Genomic DNA, 25,733 nt, shown 5'->3' with positions numbered 1-25,733 from the left:
AGGTCGGGCGGCCAAACCCGCTTACCCGCGTCGGTATTTGCTCTAGTCGAGCGCCGATAGCACCGATGCCGTGATCGCCTCCGTCTTGTCCCTGCCGGGACTTGCACCGATGCCGCGTGCCGTCGTCGCCTCGATTGCGGCCATCACCTTTCCGGCTGCAGCCGCTTCTCCCAGATGCTGCAGCATCATTGCGCCCGACCAGATGGCGGCGATCGGGTTGGCGATACCAAGATTGGCGATATCCGGCGCCGAGCCGTGCACCGGCTCGAACATCGACGGTGCCGAGCGATCCGGGTTGATATTGGCGGAGGCTGCAAAGCCGAGCCCGCCCTGGATGGCGGCGCCAAGGTCTGTCAGGATGTCGCCGAACAGGTTGGACGCGACGACCACATCGAGGCTCTCCGGCGCCATGACCATGCGGGCGGCCATGGCGTCGATATGGTAACTGGTCACCTCGACATCGGGATAGTCCTGGGAAAGCCTCTGGGTGATCTCATCCCAGAAAACCATTGAGTATCTTTGCGCGTTGGATTTTGTCACCGAGGCAAGCTTGCCGCGGCGCGCCCGCGCTTGTTCGAAGCCGAAACGCAGGATGCGCTCGACCCCCTTGAGAGTGAAGATCGATGTCTCCACAGCCACCTCGCTGTCGGTCCCCTGGTGGACGCGGCCGCCGGCGCCGGAATATTCGCCTTCGGTATTTTCACGGATACAGAGGATGTCGAAGTTCTCCGACCGCAGCGGTCCCTGCACACCCGGCAGCAGCCGGTGCGGGCGGATATTGGCATATTGCACGAAAGCCTTGCGGATCGGCAGCAGAAGTCCGTGCAGCGACACGGAATCGGGCACTTTGCGAGGCCACCCGACGGCGCCGAGCAGAATGGCATCGAAGGAGCGCAGTATTTCGATGCCGTTGCCGGGCATCATGCTGCCGTTCTCCAGATAGTAGTCGCAGGACCAGGGATAGCTTGTCGTCGCAAGCGAGAATCCGTTTCGCGCAGCCGCTTTTTCGAGCACGGCCTTGGCTGCCTCAGTTACATCGCGGCCGATGCCGTCTCCTGGCAGTAGGGCAATCTTGTAGGTCTTCATGGCAGGTCCTCTCACAGGCTGATCAGCACATTCCTGCTCTGCGGGTTGCGCCGTGCGGCAATGACTGTAGAGGGAGGCTCAGGCTTTATTTGCCGAAAGCGGCCGGGATTTGGTCGATTGTTGTGTTTGCACCGGCATCACCGGTGAATTCTATCGAACGATCTCGCCAACGTCTCTTGAAAATATATCGTAATACGATATATATGAGTGGCCCCGATTGTTGAGGAATGAGCTTGATGGAAGGCCGATTGCATCCCTCATTGTACCGCCCCACGCCCTATCCTGCTGATGAGGCGTTTGAAAATCTCAGGCAGAGGCTTGATGCCTTGCTTGACAGTGGAGAAGCAGGCCGGTGGGAGCTTTTGCGAACGGAGTGGCGGTATGATGTGGCGCTGCTTACGAATGATTTTCGTCGTTGGATGCAGCATCTTGACAGCGGCTTCTATGCCGCCAAATAGACGAGTGTTCGATCATCTCCGAGCGGCGCACGCGGCGCCGCTGTCTGGGAAAGCCGGATGGCTCAGTTGATCGAACGCAGGCCGAGATAGACCGCCAGGCTGACGGCGGAGAGGGCGATGGTCAGCTTGGGTCTTGCATCGTCGAACATGGCCGCCAGTAGCAGGCCGAGCACCAGAATGGCGGATATTGCCCACAGATTCTGATCGGAGACCGTAAAAGCCAGCGTCCCCAGAAAAACGGCGCTCGCGACGACAGTCACGGGCGCGGACTTCTCGGCGAGATCGCCGCCCGGGAGATACGGCAGGAGAAAGCGCCGCATGCTCAAGCCGGAAGCCATGCTGAGAAGAAGACAGGTCAAGACAAGATGCACCATGAGGTCGTCGCCGATCGATCTGCAGATGGGTTTGCAGATGCAAACCTCGTGCCAGCTGCAAGCGCCGCAATTCTTGTGGAGTGGCGGTAACATCGGGCTCGCATGGCTATTTCCTCGGCGTCGCGTTGTTTTTTTCGGCAGCTGTTTCCTCTTTGCTTGCCTGGGCAAATTATATCGCAATACGACTTGAGTGGTGGCGATGATTTTTGTATGGAGAATGATCTTTCTCCATAATTCCCGAAACGAGATCTTTCATTGGACCTTTCGTCGCTCGAGATATTCCTCGCTGTCGCCGGCGAGCGCAGCGTTACTAAGGCTGCCAAGGCCGTCGGGCGGGTGCCGTCGAATGTGACGACGCGCATCCGGCAGCTGGAGGACGACCTTGGTGTTTCCCTCTTCAGCCGTGACGGCAAGAAAATGACATTGACACGGGAGGGCGAGACGTTCCTGACCTACGCCAACCGGCTGACGGCGCTCGCGCTCGAAGCGCGCCAGGCTGTACGGCCTCTCGCCCCGTCTGGAACATTGCGCGTCGGCACGATGGAAAGCACGGCGGCGAGCCGGCTGCCGGCGGCGCTGACGCAATTCAACCGGATGTGGCCTGACGTGTCGCTTCATCTGACGATGGGCGCATCCCGCGACCTCGCCCGCGCCGTTGTGGCCGATATGCTGGACTGCGCGCTGATTGCCTGCCCGCCGAAGACGATGCGCGGGGAAGACGCGGGTTTCGAGGCTGAGCTCAAGGCACTGGAGATGGAGCCGGTCTTTGTCGAAGACCTGTTGATCGTACTGCCATCCGGGCATCCCGCGGTCAAATCTGCCGCCGATCTGCGTGTCGGGTCGATTGCCGCTTTGGAACCCGGCTGCACCTATCGCCGGATCGCCGAAAACTGGGCGCGCAAATCGAGTACCCTGCCGACGAGCGAGCATGGCTCCTACCATGCGATCTTGGCGAGCGTGGCGACCGGCAACACCGCCGGTGTGATGCCGAGATCCGTGCTCGACCTGATGCCCTGGCCGACATCCGTCCAGACCCATCAGTTGGGGCTCGTGGAGACGCTCCTGGTCTACCGCAAGAACGATCGCCCCAGCGCTTTCGACGCCTTCCACGAAGTTCTCAGCGCGACAAAAGGCAGAGATGTCAGGCTGACAAACTAGCCCGCCCATCTTGCTCCCTTAACCCGCCAGATAATCCTCGCTTCAAATTGGTCTTCTCATGCAATCTCCCGTTTCCCCGAAGTTGGGACCGAGCCGCTTCCGCCGCTTTCGGCTGTTTTCACCGATCCTGGCCGGCGCAACCTTGCGAGAGCGGCTGATCGCATGTCTCGGCGCTTTGCTGGCCATCGGCCTCACCGGCGTCATCAGTGGCTATCTGTTCGGGCAGGGGCCGCATCTTCCCCTGATCGTCGCGCCGATGGGGGCATCCGCGGTGCTGCTTTTCGCTGTGCCTTCAAGCCCGCTTGCCCAGCCGTGGTCGATCATCGGCGGTAATACCATTTCCGCCCTGATGGGAATCATCGCTGCCTGTTTCATCCGCGATCCGATCATCGCGACCGGCGTCGGTGTGTCGCTTGCCATCGGCGCCATGTCTTTCACTCGATGCCTTCATCCGCCGGGAGGCGCGGCGGCGCTGACCGCCGTGCTCGGCGGTCCTGTCGTTGCCGGCTGGGGTTTCCTCTTTCCCTTCGTGCCCGTCGCCCTGAACTCCTGCATCCTCGTCGGCCTTGGTCTGCTGTTCCACAAGCTTTCCAAGCGGAATTATCCGCACCTCGTTCCAAAACCGGCGGAGAACAACCATCAGACGATCGACCTGCCATCGGCCGTGCGGGTGGGTTTTCGCGAGGAGGATGTCGATGCCGCTCTCGCAGCGCTCGACGAAACCTTCGATATCGATCGCGCCGACCTCGGCCGGCTGCTGCAGCAGGTCGAGTTGCAGGCGGCGATCCGCTCAAACGGCAAGATCAGCTGTGCAGATATCATGTCGCGTGACGTCATCGCCATCGGCGAAGCTGCGGAACCGGCTGCGGCGCGGCATCTTCTCCTGAAGCACAATATTCGGACGCTGCCGGTGAAGGATCCCGAGGGTCGCCTCATCGGCGCCGTCGGCTTGCGGGAATTGTCCGAAGGCACGGAGACCATCGCGCACGCGATCTCGAGACCGGCGGTAGCGAGGCCTTCTGATGCGGCTCTATCGCTATTGCCCGTTCTGACCGACGGCCGTACGCATGCCGTCATCATTGTCGATGACGACTACAGGATCCTCGGCCTGATATCGCAGACCGATCTCTTGAGCGCGGTGGCGCGGCTGCTGCCGAACGACAGCGCTCCGATCTCGGGCCGTGGCCTGAATGGCGGCGCAAAGCTGCTGTCATTGGGCAGTGCAGTTGGAGAATAGGCGGTGTTGATCGAGCGTGACCCGAACGGGGATTTTATCCTGGAATCGTCCGAACTGGCGGAACGGTTCGGATTGTCGCTGGCCGACCTTCGCCGCCATATGCGCCATGGCTCCCTGGTCAGCTCCGTGGAAATCGGCAGGGCTGAGCACGAGGGGACGAAACGGGTGTCGCTTCGGCTCGGCAACAGGCTTTGGCAAGCCGTTCTGAATGATAAGAACGAAGTTCAGCATGAGCAGATGACCGTTCTTCGGGGGAGATCCTCCGGACAACACCCGCGCTGACTTCCTGCGCAATTCAGAGCGCCTTTTGCAATTCCGGCAGAGCCTCGAACAGATCGGCAACGAGGCCGTAGTCGGCAACCTGAAAGATCGGCGCCTCCTCGTCCTTGTTGATGGCGACGATCACCTTGCTGTCCTTCATGCCGGCCAGATGCTGGATCGCCCCGGAGATGCCGGCGGCGATATAAAGCTGCGGCGCCACCACCTTGCCGGTCTGGCCGACTTGCCAGTCGTTCGGCGCATAACCGGCATCGACAGCCGCACGAGATGCGCCGACGGCAGCCCCGAGCTTGTCGGCGAGCGGCAGGATGACTTCCCTGAACTTCTCGGCAGAGCCGAGTGCCCGGCCGCCGGAAAGGATGATCTTCGCAGACGTCAGCTCCGGACGGTCGGAGGTCGACAGCGCATCGCCGACGAAACGCGACAGACCCTGATCGGAAGCCGCCGGAATTGTCTCCACCGTCGCCGAACCGCCTTCCGCTGCCGAGGCAAACGAGGCGGTGCGCACGGTGATGACTCGTCTGGCATCGCTTGCCTGCACCGTCTGGATGGCATTGCCGGCATAGATCGGCCGCTTGAAGGTGTCGGCGGAGATCACTTCGATGATCTCCGAGACCTGGGCGACATCGAGCAGCGCTGCGACGCGCGGCAGCACGTTCTTGCCGGTCGAGGTGGCGGCCGAGAGGATGGTGTCATAGCTGCCGGCCAGCGAGACGATCAGGTCGGCAAGCGGTTCGGCGAGATTGTTGGCCAGTTCGTCGTTTTCGGCCAAGAGCACCTTGGAGACGCCGGCGAGTTTGGCAGCGGCATCGGCCGCAGCCTTGGCGCCCTTGCCGGCAACGAGGATGTGAACGTCGGAGCCGATCTGGGTCGCTGCCGTCAGCGCCTTGGCGGTCTGGTCGGAAAGGCTCGAATTGTCGTGGTCGGCCAGAAGAAGAATGGTCATGATAGTTGCTCCTGTTTAACCCGATTACAGCACGCCGGCTTCGTTCTTCAGCTTGTCGACCAGTTCGGCGACCGACTTGACCTTGACGCCGGCCTTGCGGCCTGACGGCTCCTCGGTCTTCAGCACCTTCAGCCGCGGCGTCGTATCGACACCGAAATCGGCCGGGGCCTTCTTGTCGAGCGGCTTCTTCTTCGCCTTCATGATGTTCGGCAGCGAGGCATAACGCGGTTCGTTGAGCCTGAGGTCCGAGGTGATCACCGCCGGCAGCTTGATCTCGATCGTCTGCAGGCCGCCATCGACTTCACGGGTCACCTGAGCCTTGCCCCCAGAACCTGAGGTTTCGATCTCGATCTTCGAGGCGAAGGTCGCCTGGGCCGAGCCCAGCAATGCCGCCAGCATCTGGCCGGTCTGGTTGGAATCGTCGTCGATCGCCTGTTTGCCAACGATGATCAATCCCGGCTGTTCGGCATCGGCCACACCCTTGAGGATCTTGGCGACCGTCAGCGGCTCGACGGCATCATCGGTCTCGACCAGGATCGCCCGGTCGGCCCCCATGGCGAGCGCCGTGCGCAGCGTTTCCTCGGCCTTGGCAGGACCGATCGACACCACAACCACCTCTTCAGCCTTGCCGGCCTCCTTCAGCCGCAGCGCCTCTTCCACCGAGATCTCGTCGAACGGGTTCATCGACATCTTCACATTGGCAAGCTCGACACCAGAACCATCCGGCTTCACCCGGATCTTCACGTTGTAGTCGACGACGCGCTTGACGGGCACGAGAATCTTCATCAGGCTTCCTTAGGCAAGGGTGTAGGCTGTTTTAATCGAGGTGTAGAATTCCGCGGCATAGCGGCCCTGTTCGCGCGGACCGTAGGACGAGCCCTTGCGGCCGCCGAACGGCACGTGGAAGTCGACGCCTGCCGTCGGCAGATTGACCATGACCATGCCGGCTTCGGCATTGCGCTTGAAATGCGTCGCATGTTTCAGGCTTGTGGTGGCGATGCCGGAGGATAGGCCGAAGCTGGTGTCGTTGGCGACAGCGAGCGCTTCGTCATAATCCTTCACCCGGATGACGGCGGCGACGGGGCCGAAGATTTCTTCCCGCGCGATCCGCATCTGGTTCGTCGCTTCGATGAAGAGCGCCGGTTCGAGATAGAAGCCGGGCGTTGCCCGTTCCAGCCTGTTGCCGCCGAAGGCCAGTCTTGCGCCTTCCTTTTGGCCGATGTCGATATAATCGGTATCCTGCTTCAGCTGGCCTTGATCGACGACCGGGCCGATATGCGTTCCGCTCTTGAGAGCGTCATCGACGACGAGAGTCTCGAGACGTTTTGCAAGTGCGGCCACGAAGCGGTCGTGAATGCCTTCGGTGACGATCAGTCGCGATGATGCCGTGCAGCGCTGGCCGGTGGAGAAGAAGGACGAATTGGCGGCCGCTTCGACGGCGACGTCGAGGTCGGCATCGTCGAGGATCACGAAGGGGTTCTTGCCGCCCATCTCCAGCTGGAACTTGCGATTATGCTCTATCGAGGCAAGCGCGACGCGCTTTCCGGTCACCGTCGATCCGGTGAAGGTGAGCGCATTGATATCGGGACTGTCGAGCATGGTCTGGCCGACCACGCTGCCGCGTCCCATGACGAGGTTGACGACACCGGCGGGCGCGCCCGCCCGGTGCAGGATTTCGACGAGGGACCAGGCGCAGCCGGGCACGAGATCGGCAGGTTTCAGCACGACCGTATTGCCATAGGCAAGCGCGGGCGCGATCTTCCAGGCAGGGATCGCGATCGGGAAATTCCATGGGGTGATGACCCCGACGACGCCCACCGGCTCGCGGGTGATCTCGATGCCGACGCCGGGGCGGACCGACGGCAGCGTTTCTCCCGACAGGCGGAGAACCTCGCCGGCGAAGAAATCGAAGATCTGGCCGGCGCGGGTGACTTCGCCGATCGCCTCGGCCAGGGTCTTGCCTTCCTCGCGGGCAAGCAGGTGTCCAAGCTCCTCCTTGCGCGCCAATATCTCGTCGCCGGTCTTCTTCAGGATGGCATGGCGCGCCAGGATCGGCGATTGCGACCAGGCCGGCAAGGCCGACTTCGCGGCTGCGATGGCGGATCTGACGTCGTCGGCGCTGGCGCGGGAGAATTCGCCGATAATGTCGTTGGTGTTGGACGGGTTGATGTTCAGTGAAATATCGCCGGCAACCCATTCCCCGGCAATCAGGTTCTTATGCAGCATGAAGGTCTTCCGTTCAGTGCAGTCCGAGATAGGCTTTGCGGACTTCTTGGTTGTCGAGAAGCGAGGCGCTGTCGCCGGAGAGATGGATACGGCCGTTGACCATGACGTAGGCGCGTTGGGAGAGCTTGAGCGCGTGGTTGGCGTTCTGCTCGACGAGAAAGATGGTCTTGCCCATCGCGGCGATCTCTCCCAGGACTTCGAAAACGCGCTTGACGATCAGCGGCGCGAGGCCGAGGGACGGTTCGTCGAACAGGATCAGCTCCGGCCGCGCCATCATTGCACGGGCGATGGCGAGCATCTGCTGCTCGCCGCCCGACATGGTGCCGGCTGTCTGATTGCGGCGCTCCTTGAGGCGCGGGAAGAGTTCGAACATGGTGTTGCGGTCTTCCTCGAACCAGGCCATGCCGATCGGCGTCGTGCCCATCATCATGTTCTCTTCGACGGACATCTCCTGATAGATCTGGCGGCCCTCGGGAACGAGCGCTATGCCGCGCCGGGAAATCCGGTTGGTCGGCATGCGGGAAATGTCTTCGCCGCGATGCAATATTCGGCCCGACGAGGCGCGCGGCGCACCGAAGATGGAAGACAGAAGCGTCGTTTTGCCGGCCCCGTTCGCTCCGATCAGGCTGACGATTTCACCGGCCGCGATATGAACGTTGACGGCTTTCAGCGCTTCGATCGGGCCGTAATGGGCATGAACATCGGCGAATTCGAGAAGGGGAGGCTGCGGGTGGGACGGCTGGCTCATGCATGGACCTCCTCTTCGCTGACGCCGAGATAAGCGGCGACGACGGCCGGATCGTTGGCGACATGTTCAGGGGTGCCGTCGGAGATCACCTCACCATGATCGAGCACGACGATGTGGTTCGAGATGCGCATGACGAGGCCCATGTCGTGCTCGATGACGAGCACCGTCTGGTCGTGGTCGGCGCAGAGCCGCTGGATGACCTCGGCAAGATCTCGGGTTTCCGAGGGGTTCAGGCCGGCGGCCGGCTCGTCGAGGCATATGAGGCTCGGAGCCGTGCACATGGCGCGGGCGATCTCGACGCGGCGCTGCCGGCCATAGGGCAGCTCGCCGGCAAGGCGGTTGGCGTCCTCGGCAAGGTTCATCTGTCTCAGCCAGTGATAAGCGCGGTCGACAGCCTCTCCCTCGGCCTTGCTGAAGGTCGGGGTGCGGAAAACGCCGCTCAGAATATTGTTGCAGGTCGCGAGGTGCTGGGCGACCAGAAGGTTCTCAATGACGGACATTTCCTTGAACAGGCGGATGTTCTGGAAGGTCCGGGCGATGCCTGCGCGGGTGACGAGATGCGAGCCGCCGGTGATCGGTTTCGTCACCAGCTCGCCGATATCGGCCGGGCCATCGCGCCCGTTCAGCATGATGCGGCCTTCGCTGGCGCGATAGAAGCCGGTGATGCAGTTGAACATCGTCGTCTTGCCGGCGCCGTTCGGGCCGATCAGCGCGGTCACCCCGCCGCGTTTGACGGTGAAGCTGACGTTCCGGTTGGCGACGATGCCGCCGAAACGCATCGTGACATTCTGCACGTCGAGAATGGCTTTGCTCATCGCCCCGCCTCCGCCTTGCTCGGGAAGGGCAGCTCGCTGCCGACGCCTTCTTCGTTGGTGCTCGGAAAGAAGGCCGGGCGCTTGATGCGCACCAGCCCGCGTGGCTTCCAGATCATCATGACAACCATCAGAATGCCGAAGACCAGCACCCGGTATTCGGCGAACTCACGCAGAAGCTCAGGAAGAATCGTGAGGACCAGAGCCGCCGCGATGACGCCTGCCGTCGAGCCCAGGCCGCCGAGTACGACGATGGCGAGGATGAGGGCGGATTCGAAAAAGGTGAAGGATGTCGGATTCACAAAACCCTGTTGTGCAGCGAAGAAGACGCCCGCCAGCCCGCCGGTGGAAGCGCCGAGCATGAAGGCGGTGAGCTTGGTGAAGACGTGATTGACGCCGAGCGAACGGCAGGCGATCTCGTCTTCGCGCAGTGCTTCCCACATGCGGCCGAGCGGTATGACGCGCAGCCGCTCCACCGCGTAGATGACGAAGCAGACGACGAGAAACAGCACGAAATAGAGGAACCAGAAACGGTAGTCGCCATTATAGGCGATGCCGAAATATTCATGGATGGGAACGCCGCCCTGCTTGGCCGTGCGGGTGAATTCGAGGCCGAGGAAAGTCGGCGGCGGAACGGGAGCGCCGTTGGGGCCGCCGGTGAAATCAAGCCAGTTGTTCAGCACCAGGCGGATGATTTCGCCGAAGCCGAGCGTGACGATGGCAAGGTAATCGCCGTGCATCTTGAGGACGGGAAAGGCGAGAACCATGCCGCAAAGACCGGCGAGGAACGGGGCAAGGATCAGCGCGCTCCAGAATCCCAGGCCAAGATATTGCGATCCGAGCGCCAGCAGATAGGCGCCGACGGCGTAGAAGGCGACGTAGCCGAGATCCAGCAGGCCGGCGAGCCCGACGACGATGTTGAGCCCCAGGCCGAGCAGGCAATAGATGAGGGCGAGGATCGCAATGCCGAGGAAATATTTGTCGGCAAAGAACGGCAGGCTCAGCCCTGCAACAAACAGCAGGGCGAGGACGAGCATCGGTGACCGTTCCTTGCCGGTCATAACGGTCACGCCGGCGCTGTTGCCTGCCATGCGCAGGCGGAGCTTTCGGCCGAGGCTGCTCATCTGAAATAGCGACAGCGCCGATCGGCCGGCCGTGACGATGGCGGCGAGCAGCACCGCCCGCGTCAGTTCGTTGGTGAACGAAAATCCGTCGAGCACCAGTCCCGAGATCGGGCCGAACAAGATGATGGAGACCGTGAAGGTAAGGAGCGCTTGCTTGAGGAGCGTGTGAAGGCGATTGGGTTTCATGATTTCTGCTCCTCCTCAGACTTTCTGGATTTCCGGGCGGCCGAGCAGGCCATACGGTCGGAAAAACAGAAGGGTGATGAGCAATGCGAAGGCGAAGACGTCCTTGTAATCGGTGCTGACATAGCCGGCGAACAGCGCCTCGGTCAGGCCGAGGACGATCCCACCGAGCACGGCGCCGGGCAGCGAGCCGATTCCACCGAGAACCGCGGCCGTGAAGGCCTTGATGCCCATGACGAAGCCGATGAAGAAGTTGAAGGAGCCGTAATTGAAGGTGACCAGCGTTCCGCCGACGGCGGCGGTGGCCGCGCCCATGACGAACACCGTCGAGATGATCCGGTCGGTGTTGACCCCCAGGATTGCGGAGATGCGGATATTCTGCTGGGTGGCGCGGCACTCGCGGCCGATCCTGGTGTAGTTGATCACATAGGTGAGAAGGCCCATGGCGATCAGCGACGCGAACAGGATCACGGTCTGCATGTAGGTGATCTGCGCGAAGTGGGTATCGTTGCCGATCCGGAACGCTCCCTGGATCAGCGTCGGCACACCCTGGTCGCGCGCGCCCTGGGCGATCTGGACGTAGCTCTGCAGCATGAGCGAGATGCCGATCGCCGAGATAAGCGGGGCAAGCTTGGTAGAGCCGCGAAGCGGCCGATAGGCGACGCGCTCGATCACCCAGCCGTAGACGGCGGTGATCGCGCAACTGATCACCAGCACGGATATCAAGGCGAAAGGAACCGACTGGACGCCGAAATAGGCAAGCACGGCGAGCGTGATGGCGGCGATATAGGCCGATACCATGTAGACGTCGCCATGAGCGAAGTTGATCATCCGGATGACGCCGTAGACCATGGTATATCCGACCGCGATCAGGCCGTAGATCGTCCCGAGCGTGATGCCGTTGAACAATTGTTGAACCAGGATGTAAAAGTCCATGGTGAACCCCTCTTGTGTTTTCGGGGATGGATAAGCCGGCCGAACCTTGCGGTCCGGCCGATCTGGCAAAATTGCCTTACTTCACCAAGACAGGGGTTCCCTTGTCGTCGAAGTTGTAGAAGACGAACTTGAAGTCCTTGATGTCGCCTTTTGCGTCCCAGGTGATCTTGCCGATGGCGGAATCGACGGTGTTGTTACGGAGATAGTCGGCCTGGACCTTCAGCTCGTCGCCGGCCTTGAGCGCTGCGACGACCGCCTGCGCATTGGCATAGCCGTAGAGCACGTAGTTGGCGGGCGTAATGTTGGCTTTCTTCAGCGCGTCCTGGACGCCCTGTGTCGAAGGATCCGCCAGCGGGTCCGGCGTTGCCGAATAATAGACGTTCTTGAGATTCTGAGCGCCGCCGGCGGCTGCGACGAGTTCCGTCTGGGCAAAGGCGTCGCCGCTGACGACGACCACGTCGACACCCTGTTCCTTCAACTGGCGGATCAGCGGTCCGCCTTCGGGAATGAGCCCGCCGAAATAGACGGCATTGGCGCCGGAGCTCTTGATCTTGGTGACGAGCGCATTGAAGTCGCGTTCGCCGCGGGTAAGGCCCTCATACATCACCGGCTTGATGCCGCGGGCTTCGATCGTCTTCTTGACGGCGTCCACCAGGCCCTGGCCATAGGTGTCCTTGTCGTGGATGAGGGCGATCTTGTCCCGCTTCAGCGTGTCCAGAATGAAGCTGCCGGCCACCACGGCCTGCTGGTCGTCACGACCGCAGCCACGAAACAGATTGTCGAAACCGCGATCGGTCACGGTGGGGTTGGTCGAGGATGGCGTCATTTCGAGAATGCCGGCATCATTGTAGACTTCGGAAGCCGGGATCGTGTTGGACGAGCAAAAATGCCCGATCACGGCCTGGACCTTGTCCTGGTCGACGAAGCGGTTGGCGACCGCCACTGCCTGCTTAGGTTCGCAAGCGTCGTCACCCTTCACCAGTTCGATCTTCTTGCCGTTGATGCCGCCATTGGCGTTGATATCGCCGACATAGGCGGCCACACCGCTGAACACCTGCTCGCCGAATGTCGCGTTGGCGCCGGTATAAGGACCGGCGACGCCGATCTTGATCGTGTCGGCCGCTAAAGCGTTGGAAAAGAGCAGGGCGGAGGCGAGCGCGGTCGCCGTAAGAAGCGTTGAGATGGATTTCATATTCTTCCCTCTGGTTGAAGCTACTTCAGTTCCTGGTTTTCGGAGATACGGGTTCAGCCCATATTCGCCTGCGCCTGTCAGGCGAAGGTCCTATTTTTATTCGGTAATTCGTCTTTTTCAACAACGCGGAGAATGTCGGGCTCCGCAATCTTTGGCCTTTTTCTATTTGACACTTATATGATAAGTGACATATACGAAGATCGTCAAGCGGAAATGTTGCAGCGGCGCTGACAACAGTGAAGAATGGCTGGATGCGGGGCCGCATGAGTGCGGTCTGAAACGTGAGAACTGGGGAACAAGACGGTGAGCAGCACGCCACGAAACTGCCGGGTGGGCGTCGATATCGGCGGCACCTTTACGGATATCGCTCTCGACCTCGATGGGGCGCTTCACTCGACGAAGATATTGACCGACTATACGGCGCCGGAGCGGGCGATCCTGAAGGGTGTGAAGGCCGTCGCCGAGATGGCGGGCATCGCTCTTTCGGAGATCGATATCCTCATTCACGGCACGACGCTGGCCACCAACGCGCTGATCGAACGGCGCGGCGCCAAGACCGCTTTCGTGACGACCGAAGGTTTTCGCGACGTGCTCGAGATGCGCACCGAGAACCGTTTCGAACAATATGATCTCAATATTTCCCTGCCGCCGGCCCTCATCGCCCGCGCCGACCGCTTCGTCATCCGCGAGCGCATCGATGCGGCGGGCAAGGTCCTGCTCGAGCTGGACGAGGCCTCGGTCGCCGCGGTGGTCGCGAAGATTGCAGCAGGCGGCTATGAAAGTGTCGCGATCGGCTTCATTCATGCCTATGCCAACGGCGCGCATGAAATTGCCGTCCGTGATGCGATCCTGAAGCGGCTTCCCGGTATTTCCGTGTCGATCTCGTCTGAGGTTTCGCCGCAGATGCGCGAGTTCGAGCGCTTCAACACGGTCTGCGCCAATGCTTACGTCAAGCCGGCGATCAAATCCTATCTCGACCGTCTCGTCGTATCGCTGAAGGAGATCGGCGTCGGCTGCCCTGTCTTCATGATCCATTCCGGCGGCGGCATCGTTTCGGTTGAAAGTGCTTCTGAATTTCCGGTGCGCCTCGTCGAATCGGGCCCTGCGGGCGGCGCGATCTTTGCGGCCGACATTGCCCGCCAATACGGTCTCGATACGGTTCTGTCCTTCGACATGGGCGGCACGACCGCGAAGATCTGCCTGATCGAAAACCAGGTCCCGAAGACCGCCAAGACCTTCGAAGTGGCGCGCACCTATCGCTTCCGCAAGGGATCCGGCATGCCGATTTCCATCCCTGTTGTCGAGATGGTCGAGATCGGCGCCGGCGGTGGTTCGATCGCGTCGGTCGACGGCATGCGCCAGATCCGCGTCGGGCCGCATTCGGCGGCTTCGGAACCGGGGCCGGCCTGTTATCAGCGCGGCGGCAGGAACCCGACGGTGACCGACGCCGACCTGATCCTCGGCAAGCTCGATCCCGACAATTTCGCCGGCGGCGCCATTCCGCTTTCCGTCGAGGCGAGCCGCAAGGCGATGAGCGACGATATCGGCGCGGTGATCGGCCTCGACCCGGAAGCTTCCGCTTACGGCACTTGCGAGATGGTGGATGAGAACATGGCCAATGCCGGCCGCGTCCACACCGTCGAGAACGGCAAGAACATTTCCGATTTCACCATGATCACCTTCGGCGGCGCCGGGCCGCTGCATGCCGCGCGGCTCTGCGAAAAGATGGGGATCTCGACCTTTCTCGTGCCCCCGGGCGCCGGCGTCGGTTCCGCCATCGGTTTCCTCAAAGCGCCGTTCGGCTATGAATCAGTCCGCAGCGCCGTCTTCAACCTGTCGAATTTCGAATATGCCGAGGCCAACCGGCTGCTGGAAACCATGAAGGCCGAAGCGCTCGGCTTCGTCGAAGGCGGCCTCGACGCCGGTTCTCCGGTGATCGAGCGTACGCTGTTCATGCGTTATGCCGGGCAGGGCTGGGATATTCCGGTATCGCTTGCCGACGACAATTTCGATTCAGCGAGCGCTGAGGCGATCGCGGCCTTGTTCGAGCGCGAATATGAGCGTTTCTTCGGTCGTGCCATCGAAGGTCTCGATATCGAGATCGTCAGCTGGTCGGTCAAGGCGAGTTCGCCGCTGCCGCCGGTCGAGCGCATCCCTTCCGTCGCCGAAGGCGATGTCGTGCCGCCGGTAAAGACCCGCCGCCTGTTCGAGGCCTCGCAGGGCGCCTATCTCGACGCCGGCATTCATGAACGGACCGGGCTGAGACCGGGCGACGTCGTCAAGGGGCCCGCCGTCATCGTCGAGCGCGAGACCTCGGCGGTCCTTACCTCCTCCTTCAAGGCCGTCGTCCAGCGCGACGGCTGCCTGCTCGTAACCCGGATCTGAGGATCGTCACATGAACCAATCCATGATCGATATCCATATGCAGGTCATGTGGAACAGGCTGATCTCCGTCGTCGAGGAGCAGGCACAGACGCTGATCCGCACGGCCTTTTCCACCTCGGTGCGCGAGGCGGGCGATCTGTCGGCTGGCGTCTTCGACCTCGATGGCCGCATGCTGGCGCAGGCGGTGACCGGCACGCCCGGCCATGTCAATGCGATGGCGGAATCCGTCGCGCATTTCATTGCTGACATCGGGCCGGAGAATATTTTCGAAGGCGATGTCTACATCACCAACGATCCGTGGAAGGGGACAGGCCACCTGCACGACATCACCGTCGTCACCCCCTCCTTCCATCATGGCAAACTTGTGGGGTATTTCGCCTCGACCGCCCATGTCGTCGATGTCGGCGGCCGCGGTTTCGGCCCGGATGCGCGCGAGGTCTATGAAGAAGGCATCTTCATCCCGATCATGAAGTTCTTCGAGCGGGGCGAATTGAACCGGACGCTGATTCACATCGTCCGCAACAATGTGCGCGAAAGCGACAAGGTCGTCGGCGACTTCTATGCGCTCGCCGCCTGCAACGAGACCGGCCACCGCCGGCTCGTGGACATGCTGACGGAATTCAATCTGCCCGATCTGTCGACGATCGGCGGTTTCATCCTCAAGCACAGCCGCGAGGCGACGCTGGAGCGGCTGCAGAACCTTCCGCACGGCTCGTGGAATTACAGCCTCGATCTCGACGGCTATGACGAGCCTGTACATCTCGCCGCGAAGCTGAGCATCGGTCCCGAGGGGGTGGTGGTCGATTTCGACGGTACCTCCGGCATGAGCAAGTTCGGCATCAACGTGCCGCTTGTTTATGCCAAGGCCTATGCCTGCTACGGCATCAAATGCGTCGTGGCGCCTGAGATCCCGAACAATGCGGCCTCTCTCGCCCCCTTCGACGTGGTGGCGCCGGAAGGCTGCATCCTCAACGCCAAGCGGCCGGCGCCGGTCGCCGTCCGCCACGTTCTCGGCCATTTCGTGCCGGATCTCGTGCTCGGCGCGCTGCACCAGGCGCTTCCGGGCCAGGTGCCGGCCGAAGGCGCCAGCGCGCTGTGGAACCTGCATATGAGCGTGCGCCCGCTTTCCGACCAGATCGGCGGAAAGGGCGCGGAAATCCTGATGTTCAATTCCGGCGGCTCCGGCGCGCGCGCCGCGCTCGACGGCTTGAACGCCACCGCCTTTCCGAGCGGCGTGCACACCATGCCGATCGAGGCGACGGAGAATGTCGGGCCGGTCATCGTCTGGCGCAAGGAATTGCGCGAGGGGTCCGGGGGCGCCGGCGGGCAGCGCGGCGGCCTCGGCCAGATGATCGAAATCGAGGCGGCTGAAGGCTTCAGTTTCCGCTTCTCCGCCATGTTCGACAGGCTCGGCCATCCCGCCCGCGGCCGCGAAGGCGGACTGGACGGCGCAGCTGGCGCCGTTGCGCTCGACGACGGCACGGTTCTCAAGGGCAAGGGGCTGCAATTCGTGCCGGAAGGCCGCCGCCTCGTCCTCTCGCTTCCGGGCGGCGGCGGTTACGGCGATCCGGCAAGCCGGCCGGCCGAGGCGGTCGAACACGATCTCAGGCATGGATACATCACCGAAGAACAGGCTGAGGCCTATGGCCGGCCCCAGGGAGGCAAGGCATGAATATGATTGCATTCGAAAGCACGCGTGTTGCGACGATCAAGTCCTCGCCATCGATGGCGGTCTCCATGGCCGCCAAGGCGATGCGGGCGAAGGGAGAGCATGTCATCGACCTGTCGCTCGGCGAACCGGATTTCGACACGCCCGCTCACATCGTCGAAGCTGCAATCCAAGCGATGAAGCGCGGCATCACCCGCTATACGGCGCCGGACGGCCTGCCAGAATTGCGCCAGGCGATTGTCGCCAAGTTCAAGCGTGAGAACGGCCTCGACTATGCCATGGACGAGATTTCCATCGGCAACGGCGCCAAGCAGATCCTCTTCAATGCCTTTCTCGCAACGCTGGAGCCCGGCGACGAAGTCGTCGTTCCCGCGCCTTATTGGGTCTCCTATACCGATATCGTCATCCTGCACGGCGGCGTGCCGAAGATCGTTGCCTGCGGCGTCGAGGATGCCTTCAAGATCACGCCGGAACGCCTGGAAGCGGCGATCACCCCGAGGACGCGCTGGTTCCTCTTCAACTCGCCCTCGAACCCGACCGGTGCGATCTATACCGCCGACGAGCTGAAGGCGCTGGGCGCGGTGCTGGCGCGCCATCCCCATGTCGCCATCATGTCGGACGAGATCTACGAGCATATCGTCTGCGCCGAGGTGCCCTTCACCTCCTTCGCCGTTGCCTGCCCCGAACTGAAGGACCGCACGTTGATCATCAACGGCGTTTCGAAAGCCTATGCGATGACGGGATGGCGCCTCGGCTATGCGGCCGGTCCGAAGCAATTGACCAAGACCTTGAACAAGCTCCAGTCGCAGAGCACGACCTGCCCATCCTCCATCACCCAGGTCGCGGCTGCTGCCGCCCTCGACGGCCCTCAGGACTTCGTCACGACGGCGGTTGCCGAATACAAGGCGCGCGGCCAACTTGTCGCCGAGGGTTTCGCCGCGATACCGGGCCTCGAAGTGCGGGCGCCCGAAGGCGCCTTCTACCTCTTCCCCAAATGTGCCGGCTATATCGGCAGGACGGCGCCTGATGGCACCCGGATTTCCAACGATACGGAGCTGGCCTCCTATCTCCTGAAAGAGGGGAAGGTCGCCACCGTCCCCGGTGCCGCTTTCGGCGTCGAGCCCTATATCCGCCTTTCTTTCGCAACATCGCGCGAAAATCTCGCCATTGCCATCGAGCGCACCGCCGATGCGCTGGCCAGACTTCGCTAAGGGAAAATATTATGACCGATTATCAGCGCACGCTTCTGACCGGCGCGGCCGGCGCTCTCGGAACCCAGCTGCGCGAATCCGGAACGAGGCTCGGCAAGATCGTCAGGTTGTCGGCGCGCAAACCCTGCGAGAACCTTGCGCCGCACGAGGAGGATGTTCCGGCTGATCTTTCCGATTTCGATGCCGTTTCGAAAGCGGTGGAGGGCTGCGACGCCATCATCCATATGGGCGGCCAGGGGCTCGAAGCGTCGTGGAATACCATTCTCAACGCCAATATCGTCGGCAGCTACAATATTTATGAGGCGGCCCGGCAGCACGGCGTCAAGCGTATCGTCTATGCCAGTTCCGTTCACGCTATCGGTTTTTACGAGCGCACCGAGACGATCGACGGCAACGCGCCGACTCGCCCCGACAGCCTGTACGGCGTGTCGAAGACCTTCGTCGAAAATCTCGGCCGCTATTATTTCGACAAGTTCGGCATCGAGACGGTCAGCCTGCGCATCGGCTCCTCCTTCCCGGAGCCGACGGACCGGCGCCATCTCATCACCTGGCTTTCCTATCGCGATTGCCGCCAGCTCGTCGAAAAAAGCCTGTCGGCCGAACGCGTCGGCTTCATGGTCGCCTACGGCATGTCCGACAACAGCCGGGCTTTCTGGGACAACCGTACGGCGGCATCCCTCGGCTACAAGCCGGAGGACAGCGCCGACGACTATGCGGAGAAGGTCTTTGGCAAGACCAGACAGGGCGATCCCAATGATCCGGCGGTGCGCTTCCAGGGCGGCAGCTTTGCCGCCGCCGGTCACTATGAAGACGAGAAGAAGTGAGAGGCCGATGCAAGCATCCAAGTCATCCTATGACGTGGTGATCGTCGGCGGCGCGGTGGTCGGCAGCTCGGCCGCCTACTTCCTTGCGACCAATCCCGATTTCAAGGGCTCGGTCCTGGTGATCGAAAAGGACTGGACCTATCAGCGTTCGGCCACCGCGCTTTCCTCCAGTTCCATCCGCCACCAGTTCTCGAACGCGATCAACGTCAAGGTTTCGCAATTCGGCACGGAGTTCATCCGCAACTTCAAGGAAAACGTCGCCGTTGATGACGATACGCCGGAGATCGGCTTTCACGAGGCCGGCTATCTCTTCCTTGCCGAGGATGAACGCGGCGATCAGGTCTTGCGACGCAATCACGGGACCCAGCGCTCCTGCGGCGCCGAGGTGACGCTTCTCGATCCTGACGGCCTCGGCCGGCGGTTTCCCTGGCTCAATCTCGAAGGGCTGACGCTCGGCAGCACCGGTGAGCGTGGCGAGGGCTGGTTCGACAGCGTCGGCTTGCTGCAGGGCTTTCGCAAGAAAGCGCGTTCGCTCGGCGTCGAATACATCGAAGACGAGGTCGTCGCCGTTAACAGAGAGGGAGACCGCATCGTTTCCGTGTCGACGAAGGGCGGCCAGACGATTGCCTGCGGCACGATGGTCAACACGTCGGGCACCAACGGCAGACAAGTTGCGCAGATGGCCGGGCTGGACGTTCCCGTGGAGCCGCGGCGCCGTTCGCTGTTCGTCGTCGATTGCCGCACGCCGCTTGAGGGAAAAGTCGGCCTGACGATCGATCCCACCGGCGTTTTCTTCCGGCCGGAGGGCAAGTTTTATCTGATGGGCACCTATCCCAAACACGATCCGGAAGTGGACCCGAACGATTTCGACGTCATGTATGACGAATTCGATGAGGAAATCTGGCCGATCCTGGCGAACCGGGTTCCGGCCTTCGAAGCGATCAAGGTCGTCAACTCCTGGGCCGGTCATTACGACTACTGCACCCTAGACCACAATGTCGTCCTCGGGCCGCATTCGGAAGTCGGGAATTTCCTCTTTGCAAACGGCTTCTCCGGCCACGGCCTGCAGCAGTCGCCCGCAATGGGAAGGGGGCTTTCGGAACTGATCGCCTATGGCGGCTTCAGGACGCTTGATCTTTCGCCATTCGGCTACGAGCGGGTGACAGCAAACCGGCCCTTCCTTGAAGACGCGGTCATTTAACGAACAGGAGAGGGGAACCCGATGAGAAACGAAACATCCAAGCGCAGCGGCGGCCAGGTGCTCGTCGATGCCTTGCGCATCCACGGTGTCGATCGCGTGTTCGGCGTGCCGGGCGAAAGCTATCTTGCCGCCCTCGATGCCTTCCACGATCTGGAAGACGCCATCGAATTCGTCATCTGCCGCCAGGAAGGCGGTGCAGCCTATATGGCGGAAGCCTACGGCAAGATGACGGGCAAGCCCGGCATCTGCTTCGTGACCCGCGGGCCGGGCGCCACGAATGCGTCCATCGGCGTGCATACGGCTTTCCAGGATTCGACGCCGATGATCCTGTTCATCGGCCAGGTGGCGCGCGACCAGATGGAGCGCGAAGCCTTCCAGGAGATCGATTATCGCCGCATGTTCGGGCAGATGGCGAAGTGGGTTGTCGAGATTGAGGATGCCGCCCGCATTCCTGAACTCATCAGCCAGGCTTTCCATCGCGCCGTCAACGGCCGCCCCGGCCCCGTGGTCGTCGCCCTTCCCGAGGACATGCTGACCGACATGGTCGACGTCGCCGATACCCCGCCTTACAAGAAGGTTGAGGGCTTTGCCGGCGAACGGCAGCTGGAAGAATTGCTCGGCCTTCTCTCCCAGGCAAAACGGCCGATGGCCGTCGTTGGCGGCGGCGGCTGGACGCAGCAGGCCGTGGATGACCTTAAGGTCTTTTCCGAAGCCTTCAGCCTGCCGATCGCCGCGTCCTTCCGCTGTCAGGACCTGTTCGATAACCGCCACGAAAACTATGCCGGCGATCTCGGCCTTGCCGCAGGGCCGAAGCTGATCCGGCACATCAAGGATTGCGACCTGCTGATATCGATCGGCGCCCGTCTCGGAGAAATGACGACAGGCGCCTATACGCTGATCGACATTCCCGTCCCGAAGCAATTGCTCGTTCACATCCATCCGGGCGCAGAAGAGCTGGGGCGGGTTTATCATGCAAGCCTGCCGATCAACGCCAGCGTCGCCGGTTTCCTTTCGCAGGCGGCCAAGCTGAAGCCGTCCGTCGCTCCGGCATGGACGGACTGGACCAGAGCGGCCCATGCCGATTACCTGGAAAACCTCGTCCATCCGGAGGTGCCGGGTCCGGTGCAGATGGGTGATATCATGGAATGGCTGCGCGGCCATCTGAAGCCCGATGCGATCCTGACCACAGGCGCCGGCAATTATTCCGCCTGGGCGCACCGCTTCTATCAGTACCGCACATTCCGCACCCAGCTCGGGCCGACCAACGGTTCCATGGGGTATGGGGTGCCGGCGGCGGTCGCCGCCAAGATCACCGACCCTTCGCGCACGGTGGTTGCCTTTGCCGGCGACGGATGTTTCCTGATGAACGGCCAGGAACTTGCAACCGCCATGCAATATGACGCGCGGGCGATCTTTCTCGTCATCAACAACGGCATGTACGGCACGATCCGCATGCATCAGGAGCGCAGCTATCCCGGCCGCGTTTCCGGCACTCGACTGACGAACCCGGACTTTGCCGCGCTGGCGCGGTCCTATGGTCTGCATGGCGAGGCCGTCGAAAAGACGGAGGATTTCGCCGGCGCTTTCGAACGCTGCGAAGCGTCAGGCAAGCCCGGCCTCATCGAAATCCGGATCGACCCGGAAGCGCTGACGCCGAAAATGACCTTGACGCAGATTCGCGAACAGGCGATCGCCCAAGGCAAGTGATTGCGGGGAAGTGTTTGCGCTAAAACGCGCCGTCCGGAAAGACGGGCGGCGCGTATCAATCCTCTGTTTCGCTGTTCGCCGGCTCGTCCAGCATAGTGCGGTAACGATGGAGGCTTTCTTCCAGATGGGTGATCAGCGCGTTCTTCGCGGCCTTGACGTCCCCCTGGGTGATCGCTGCCAGAATGGCGGCATGTTCCTTGTTGATCTTCTTCAGATAGCCGCTATAGCCGCGCGCCGATTGCCGATGCTTGAGCACGAGATCGAAATTGATGCTCTCCATCACCGCTTCCAGAAAACTCGGGAAATGCGGATTGCGGGTGGCGCGGGCGATCGCGAGGTGGAATTCGTAATCGGCGCGCGCCTCGACGACGGCATCCTCGGTGACGAGGTTTTCGAGGTAATCGTAGGCGCGGGCGATTTCGGCCAGCGCCTCCGGCGTGCGTCTTGCGGCCGCGAGCGCGACGGACTGGATCTCCACACCGAGCCGCAATTCCAGGATCTGCATCGCCGAGCGTATGTCCTCGATGCGGCTGATCTCGAAATTGAGGGTCTTGGCGTCCTTCTCGGAGACATAGACGCCGGCACCCTGGCGCGCGATTACCCTGCCGCCGACCTTGAGGGAAGTGAGCGCCTCGCGAATGACTGTTCGGGAAACGCCGAATTCTTCGCAGAGCTGGGCACTTGACGGAATTTTCTCGCCGGGCGCATAAAGGCCGGAGTCGATGCGTTCCATCAGCTTCGCAACGACGATTTCAGCGAGATTGCCTCGTTGCGTGATGATTGACACTTTGTGCGCTCCGGTTTGGACAACCAGATTTAGCACATATCACATGTCATGCCACATCCGCTTATGCGATGGCGGCTTTATCCGACATTATCTTGTCGATGACCTGAAACGGATGAGGGATCCGTTTGTGATCGATTTCCTTCACCTGCGAACGGCACGAATAGCCGGTGGCCATGAGGATATCGGTATCGCCGGCCGCATCCAGCTCCGGTTTCCAGCTCATCGCGTAGAGACGCTCGGAGATCGGCCGGTTGCGGGCCTCGTGTCCGAAGGTGCCGGCCATGCCGCAACAGCCGGTTTGCGCTGCCCGAAGGTCGATGCCGAGCCTTTCGAATACTTTTTGCCATTGTCCGACGGAGGCAACCGCATTGGTACGCTCAGTGCAATGGGCCATCAGCCGAAAGCTTTTGCCTTCGGCGGCTGAAGGTGAGGCTGCAAGCCGGCCGAGATTGGCGATCAGCCATTCCTGCGGAAGCAGGACGGTCGCCTTCAGCATCCCCTTATATTCGCTGCGAAAGGCGAGTGTCATCGATGGATCGAGCCCGACGAGCGCCAAGCCTGTCTCGTCCAGTCGCTGCAGATAGCGGGCAGTCCGCTCGGCTGCGGCCGCGAAGCGTCCGAGATAGCCGTGAACATGCAGGGCTTTGCCATTGACATGGGAGGCGGCAAGAAAGGGCGTCAGCCCCATTTTCCGAGCAACCCGGATGGCCGCGAGCGCCACATCGGGATCGAAATAGGCGGTGAAGGCATCGGTGACGAAAACGACGCTCTGCTGCCTTTCCTCGCGCGACAGGGCTTCGATTGCCTGAGCGGTCGCAAGCGGCACGCCGAGGCGGGCGGCTTCCTTTGCCAGCGAAATCTGCGGCAGATGCGGCAAGGAGGTCAGCCCGGCGACACGCATCATCGTCCTGCCGGCGCGCGTGCCGACGATGAGGTTATAGGCAGGCCGGATGCGCCGGACGAGCGGCAGGGTGGTTTCGATCGCCGCGACCAGCGGATCCTTCAGCGGGCGGAGATAGCGTCCATAATAGAGTTCCAGGAATTTCGAGCGGAAGGCCGGTACGCTCACCTTCACCGGACATTGCCCAGCGCAGGCCTTGCAGGCGAGACATGTGTCCATCGCCGCGCGCACCTCATGGGAAAAGTCATCCCGATTGGCCGGGTTCAGCGAGTTGAAGGCGCGGTGCGCGAGACTTACGAGGGACGTGCCGCGTCGCAGGCGTGTCGCCTCCTGGCGGGGATCGATGCCTTTTTCGGCAAGCAGCCTCAGCCATTCCCGCATCAGCGCAGCGCGGCCCTTGGGTGAAAAGCGCCGGTCGCGCGTCGCCTTGTAGGAGGGGCACATCGGGCTCGTTTCGTCGAAATCGAAACAGGCGCCGTTGCCGTTGCAATAGGCGGCGTTGTCGAAGGCGGAGCGGATCTCGTTGCCGATGATGCGGTCGGTATCTCCGCGCAGCGGGACATCGTCGATCTTGGTCAGCACTTCCGCGGAAGGGGTCGCGATCTTGCCCGGATTGAGCCGATTCTCAGGATCGAACGCCCGCTTGATCTCCTGCAGGCTTGGATAAAGATCGCCGAAAAATTCCGGCACATATTCCGAACGCACGCCCTTGCCATGCTCTCCCCAGAGCACGCCGCCATATTTGCGGGTGAGCGCCACGACGGCGTCGCTGATGTCGCGCACCAGGCTGATATGATCGTCGCGGGTGAGGTCGAGCGCTGGCCGCACGTGCAGGACGCCGGCATCGACATGGCCGAACATGCCGTAGGAAAGGCCTGCGCCATCGAGAAGCGCACGGAATTCGCGAATATAGGCCGCAAGGTTTTCCGGCGGCACGGCCGTATCCTCGACGAAGGCGACGGGTCTGACCGGCCCCTCCACATTTCCGAGCAGGCCGACCGCCCGCTTGCGCATCGACCAGATCGCTTCGGCGTCGGCATGGCCCCGGGCGATCGTATAGCCGGCATGGCGCGCATTCGCGTCCGTGTCGAGCGCGGCGGTGACTTCCGAAAGCTTGCGCTCGAGTTCCTCTTCATCATCGGCGAGCACTTCGGCGATGTTGATGCCGTTGGTCGCGCTCGCCGGATCGTCGGGAAAGAAGCGGGCAATGCCGGTCCAGACGATATCGCCTTTCGCGAGGCCGAGCACTTTCTCGTCGATCGTCTCCACCGAGGCGACCTTCAGCGCCACCAGCTTGCGGGCATCCTCCAGGGCGGTGTTGAAGTCCCCGTAGCGGATGTTGATCAGCGCCGCATGGGCCGGGATCGGCAGAAGGTTGAGTTCGGCTTCGGCGATCATCGCCAGCGTTCCCTCCGAGCCGCAGAGAACGGCGTTGAGGTCGAAGCGTCCGTCGCCGCGCCTGACATGGGCGAGATCGTAGCCGGTCATGTAGCGGTTCAGCTTCGGAAAGATCTCGGTAATCCGCTCGCGCTTTTCCCGCGCGATCCGTTCAACCGTCCTGTGGATCTCGCCGATGCGGCCCTCTCGCGCGGCGATCCCCGCGAATGCCTCTGCGTCGAGCGGACGCGACCAAAGGTCGGACCCATCCGTAAGCACGATGCGCAGGCCGAGGACGTGGTTGCTCGTCTTGCCGTAGAGGCAGGAGCCCTGGCCGCAGGCATCGGTGGAGATCATGCCGCCGATGGTGGCGCGATTGGAAGTGGAGAGTTCCGGTGCGAAGAAGAGACCGTAGGGCTTCAGCGCCCGGTTCAGCTCATCCTTGACGACGCCGGCCTGGACGCGCGCAATCCTTCGGACCGGATCGATTTCCAGAATGGACGTCATGTGCCGCGAGCAGTCCACCACGACGCCCGATGTCAGGGATTGACCATTCGTGCCGGTGCCGCCTCCGCGTGGTGCGATGCTTATCCCCCGGAAGGCCGGTTCCGATAGAGTGGCCGCCACGAGCTGCAGGTCTTCGATGCCCCTCGGAAAAACGATGCCGGTCGGCTCGATCTGGTAGATTGAGTTGTCGGTCGAAAACACCGTTCGGCTGGCCGCGCCGGTCTCGATATCGCCGCTAAACCCCGCCTCGACGAGGCGCTGGAAGAAATCTGCGGGAGGAAGGGAGATCGAGACCTTCGGCTGCAGGCGTGGAATCATTTCGAAACCTTCAGAATGCACTTGAGCTTTGCTAAACTTGGCATATAAGTGATAACATACAATACTGATGGCGCAACGCCAAACAAC

The 25,733-nt window shown here is 61.9% G+C and carries 22 protein-coding genes; 10 read left to right on the top strand and 12 right to left on the bottom strand.

Annotated elements, in window-relative coordinates; all coding sequences use genetic code 11:
* Positions 1–42: 42 nt before the first annotated feature.
* Positions 43–1,086, bottom strand: coding sequence for a tartrate dehydrogenase (locus tag BBJ66_RS12335; RefSeq protein WP_049732561.1), 1,044 nt, complete (start codon positions 1,084–1,086; stop codon positions 43–45).
* A 236-nt stretch (positions 1,087–1,322) separates the two neighbouring features.
* Here BBJ66_RS12335 and BBJ66_RS12330 point away from each other — a divergent pair, with 236 nt between their 5' ends.
* Entirely contained in the window at positions 1,323–1,544 is a 222-nt protein-coding gene (locus BBJ66_RS12330; RefSeq protein ID WP_071087299.1) for a hypothetical protein, read from the top strand.
* A 62-nt stretch (positions 1,545–1,606) separates the two neighbouring features.
* Here the strand turns inward: BBJ66_RS12330 and BBJ66_RS12325 are convergent, their stop codons facing one another.
* Positions 1,607–1,918: a hypothetical protein gene (locus BBJ66_RS12325; RefSeq protein WP_071087358.1), complete on the bottom strand. Its 312-nt coding sequence runs from the start codon at positions 1,916–1,918 to the stop codon at positions 1,607–1,609.
* Between the two features lie 255 nt (positions 1,919–2,173).
* Between BBJ66_RS12325 and BBJ66_RS12320 the strand changes: the two genes are divergently transcribed.
* From BBJ66_RS12320 to BBJ66_RS12310, 3 genes are read left to right on the top strand one after another with little or no spacing between them, the layout of a single operon-like run.
* Entirely contained in the window at positions 2,174–3,076 is a 903-nt protein-coding gene (locus BBJ66_RS12320; protein WP_071087297.1) for a LysR family transcriptional regulator, read from the top strand.
* A 58-nt stretch (positions 3,077–3,134) separates the two neighbouring features.
* Positions 3,135–4,313, top strand: a complete 1,179-nt coding sequence (locus tag BBJ66_RS12315; protein ID WP_071087295.1) for an HPP family protein — start codon at positions 3,135–3,137, stop codon at positions 4,311–4,313.
* Between the two features lie 3 nt (positions 4,314–4,316).
* A complete protein-coding gene (locus BBJ66_RS12310; protein WP_071087293.1) occupies positions 4,317–4,595 on the top strand; it encodes a DUF6522 family protein in 279 nt (92 codons plus the stop codon).
* Positions 4,596–4,608: 13 nt separating this feature from the next.
* On the opposite strand, the gene BBJ66_RS12305 is transcribed toward BBJ66_RS12310, so the two are convergent.
* The 8 genes from BBJ66_RS12305 to BBJ66_RS12270 all read right to left on the bottom strand — a co-directional run bounded on the left by BBJ66_RS12305 (position 4,609) and on the right by BBJ66_RS12270 (position 12,759).
* Entirely contained in the window at positions 4,609–5,538 is a 930-nt protein-coding gene (locus tag BBJ66_RS12305) for an electron transfer flavoprotein subunit alpha/FixB family protein (RefSeq protein WP_071087291.1), read from the bottom strand.
* Between the two features lie 24 nt (positions 5,539–5,562).
* A complete protein-coding gene (locus BBJ66_RS12300; RefSeq protein WP_071087289.1) occupies positions 5,563–6,324 on the bottom strand; it encodes an electron transfer flavoprotein subunit beta/FixA family protein in 762 nt (253 codons plus the stop codon).
* 9 nt (positions 6,325–6,333) lie between these two features.
* The gene (locus BBJ66_RS12295; RefSeq protein ID WP_071087287.1) at positions 6,334–7,764 is read right to left on the bottom strand and encodes an aldehyde dehydrogenase family protein; all 1,431 of its coding nucleotides are present in this window, start codon (positions 7,762–7,764) and stop codon (positions 6,334–6,336) included.
* A gap of 13 nt (positions 7,765–7,777) precedes the next feature.
* The gene (locus tag BBJ66_RS12290) at positions 7,778–8,512 is read right to left on the bottom strand and encodes an ABC transporter ATP-binding protein (RefSeq protein WP_071087285.1); all 735 of its coding nucleotides are present in this window, start codon (positions 8,510–8,512) and stop codon (positions 7,778–7,780) included.
* Positions 8,509–9,327, bottom strand: a complete 819-nt coding sequence (locus tag BBJ66_RS12285) for an ABC transporter ATP-binding protein (RefSeq protein WP_071087283.1) — start codon at positions 9,325–9,327, stop codon at positions 8,509–8,511. Before BBJ66_RS12285 ends, BBJ66_RS12290 begins: the two co-directional genes overlap by 4 nt.
* Complete coding sequence (gene livM, locus BBJ66_RS12280) at positions 9,324–10,634, bottom strand: high-affinity branched-chain amino acid ABC transporter permease LivM (RefSeq protein WP_071087281.1); 1,311 nt, start codon at positions 10,632–10,634, stop codon at positions 9,324–9,326. The genes BBJ66_RS12285 and livM overlap by 4 nt, the downstream gene beginning before the upstream one ends.
* A 15-nt stretch (positions 10,635–10,649) precedes the next feature.
* Positions 10,650–11,567, bottom strand: coding sequence for an ABC transporter permease subunit (locus BBJ66_RS12275; RefSeq protein WP_071087279.1), 918 nt, complete (start codon positions 11,565–11,567; stop codon positions 10,650–10,652).
* 76 nt (positions 11,568–11,643) lie between these two features.
* Positions 11,644–12,759: an ABC transporter substrate-binding protein gene (locus BBJ66_RS12270; protein WP_071087277.1), complete on the bottom strand. Its 1,116-nt coding sequence runs from the start codon at positions 12,757–12,759 to the stop codon at positions 11,644–11,646.
* Between the two features lie 303 nt (positions 12,760–13,062).
* Between BBJ66_RS12270 and BBJ66_RS12265 the strand changes: the two genes are divergently transcribed.
* From BBJ66_RS12265 to BBJ66_RS12240, 6 genes are read left to right on the top strand one after another with little or no spacing between them, the layout of a single operon-like run.
* Positions 13,063–15,144 carry a hydantoinase/oxoprolinase family protein gene (locus tag BBJ66_RS12265; RefSeq protein ID WP_071087275.1) on the top strand — a complete coding sequence of 694 codons (2,082 nt, stop codon included), beginning with the start codon at positions 13,063–13,065 and terminating at the stop codon, positions 15,142–15,144.
* A 10-nt stretch (positions 15,145–15,154) separates the two neighbouring features.
* The gene (locus tag BBJ66_RS12260) at positions 15,155–16,816 is read left to right on the top strand and encodes a hydantoinase B/oxoprolinase family protein (protein ID WP_071087273.1); all 1,662 of its coding nucleotides are present in this window, start codon (positions 15,155–15,157) and stop codon (positions 16,814–16,816) included.
* The gene (locus BBJ66_RS12255; protein ID WP_071087270.1) at positions 16,813–18,024 is read left to right on the top strand and encodes a pyridoxal phosphate-dependent aminotransferase; all 1,212 of its coding nucleotides are present in this window, start codon (positions 16,813–16,815) and stop codon (positions 18,022–18,024) included. Before BBJ66_RS12260 ends, BBJ66_RS12255 begins: the two co-directional genes overlap by 4 nt.
* Before the next feature lie 11 nt (positions 18,025–18,035).
* Positions 18,036–18,848 carry an NAD-dependent epimerase/dehydratase family protein gene (locus tag BBJ66_RS12250; protein ID WP_071087268.1) on the top strand — a complete coding sequence of 271 codons (813 nt, stop codon included), beginning with the start codon at positions 18,036–18,038 and terminating at the stop codon, positions 18,846–18,848.
* Positions 18,849–18,855: 7 nt separating this feature from the next.
* Positions 18,856–20,049 carry an NAD(P)/FAD-dependent oxidoreductase gene (locus tag BBJ66_RS12245; RefSeq protein WP_071087266.1) on the top strand — a complete coding sequence of 398 codons (1,194 nt, stop codon included), beginning with the start codon at positions 18,856–18,858 and terminating at the stop codon, positions 20,047–20,049.
* A gap of 21 nt (positions 20,050–20,070) precedes the next feature.
* Positions 20,071–21,756: a thiamine pyrophosphate-binding protein gene (locus BBJ66_RS12240; RefSeq protein ID WP_071087264.1), complete on the top strand. Its 1,686-nt coding sequence runs from the start codon at positions 20,071–20,073 to the stop codon at positions 21,754–21,756.
* 55 nt (positions 21,757–21,811) lie between these two features.
* Here BBJ66_RS12240 and BBJ66_RS12235 read toward each other — a convergent pair whose 3' ends face one another.
* Positions 21,812–22,543, bottom strand: coding sequence for a FadR/GntR family transcriptional regulator (locus BBJ66_RS12235; RefSeq protein ID WP_071087262.1), 732 nt, complete (start codon positions 22,541–22,543; stop codon positions 21,812–21,814).
* 61 nt (positions 22,544–22,604) lie between these two features.
* On the bottom strand, positions 22,605–25,646 hold the full coding sequence (gene ydiJ / locus BBJ66_RS12230; RefSeq protein ID WP_071087259.1) for a D-2-hydroxyglutarate dehydrogenase YdiJ: 3,042 nt from the start codon (positions 25,644–25,646) through the stop codon (positions 22,605–22,607).
* Positions 25,647–25,733 lie beyond the last annotated feature (87 nt).

This window comes from Rhizobium sp. RSm-3 (assembly GCF_001854685.1).
In the GTDB taxonomy this organism is placed as follows: Bacteria; Pseudomonadota; Alphaproteobacteria; order Rhizobiales; family Rhizobiaceae; genus Rhizobium; species Rhizobium ecuadorense.
The sequence above is the reverse complement of the archived record's forward strand: the minus strand, read 5'-3'. Positions and strand labels throughout refer to the sequence as shown.

Coding starts and splice junctions, on each gene's coding strand:
- BBJ66_RS12335 (WP_049732561.1), bottom strand. CDS start 1,086: ATGAAGACCTACAAGATTGCCCTACTGCCAGGAGACGGCATCGGCCGC.
- BBJ66_RS12330 (WP_071087299.1), top strand. CDS start 1,323: ATGGAAGGCCGATTGCATCCCTCATTGTACCGCCCCACGCCCTATCCT.
- BBJ66_RS12325 (WP_071087358.1), bottom strand. CDS start 1,918: ATGGTGCATCTTGTCTTGACCTGTCTTCTTCTCAGCATGGCTTCCGGC.
- BBJ66_RS12315 (WP_071087295.1), top strand. CDS start 3,135: ATGCAATCTCCCGTTTCCCCGAAGTTGGGACCGAGCCGCTTCCGCCGC.
- BBJ66_RS12305 (WP_071087291.1), bottom strand. CDS start 5,538: ATGACCATTCTTCTTCTGGCCGACCACGACAATTCGAGCCTTTCCGAC.
- BBJ66_RS12300 (WP_071087289.1), bottom strand. CDS start 6,324: ATGAAGATTCTCGTGCCCGTCAAGCGCGTCGTCGACTACAACGTGAAG.
- BBJ66_RS12295 (WP_071087287.1), bottom strand. CDS start 7,764: ATGCTGCATAAGAACCTGATTGCCGGGGAATGGGTTGCCGGCGATATT.
- BBJ66_RS12290 (WP_071087285.1), bottom strand. CDS start 8,512: ATGAGCCAGCCGTCCCACCCGCAGCCTCCCCTTCTCGAATTCGCCGAT.
- BBJ66_RS12285 (WP_071087283.1), bottom strand. CDS start 9,327: ATGAGCAAAGCCATTCTCGACGTGCAGAATGTCACGATGCGTTTCGGC.
- livM (WP_071087281.1), bottom strand. CDS start 10,634: ATGAAACCCAATCGCCTTCACACGCTCCTCAAGCAAGCGCTCCTTACC.
- BBJ66_RS12275 (WP_071087279.1), bottom strand. CDS start 11,567: ATGGACTTTTACATCCTGGTTCAACAATTGTTCAACGGCATCACGCTC.
- BBJ66_RS12270 (WP_071087277.1), bottom strand. CDS start 12,759: ATGAAATCCATCTCAACGCTTCTTACGGCGACCGCGCTCGCCTCCGCC.
- BBJ66_RS12260 (WP_071087273.1), top strand. CDS start 15,155: ATGAACCAATCCATGATCGATATCCATATGCAGGTCATGTGGAACAGG.
- BBJ66_RS12255 (WP_071087270.1), top strand. CDS start 16,813: ATGAATATGATTGCATTCGAAAGCACGCGTGTTGCGACGATCAAGTCC.
- BBJ66_RS12250 (WP_071087268.1), top strand. CDS start 18,036: ATGACCGATTATCAGCGCACGCTTCTGACCGGCGCGGCCGGCGCTCTC.
- BBJ66_RS12245 (WP_071087266.1), top strand. CDS start 18,856: ATGCAAGCATCCAAGTCATCCTATGACGTGGTGATCGTCGGCGGCGCG.
- BBJ66_RS12240 (WP_071087264.1), top strand. CDS start 20,071: ATGAGAAACGAAACATCCAAGCGCAGCGGCGGCCAGGTGCTCGTCGAT.
- ydiJ (WP_071087259.1), bottom strand. CDS start 25,646: ATGATTCCACGCCTGCAGCCGAAGGTCTCGATCTCCCTTCCTCCCGCA.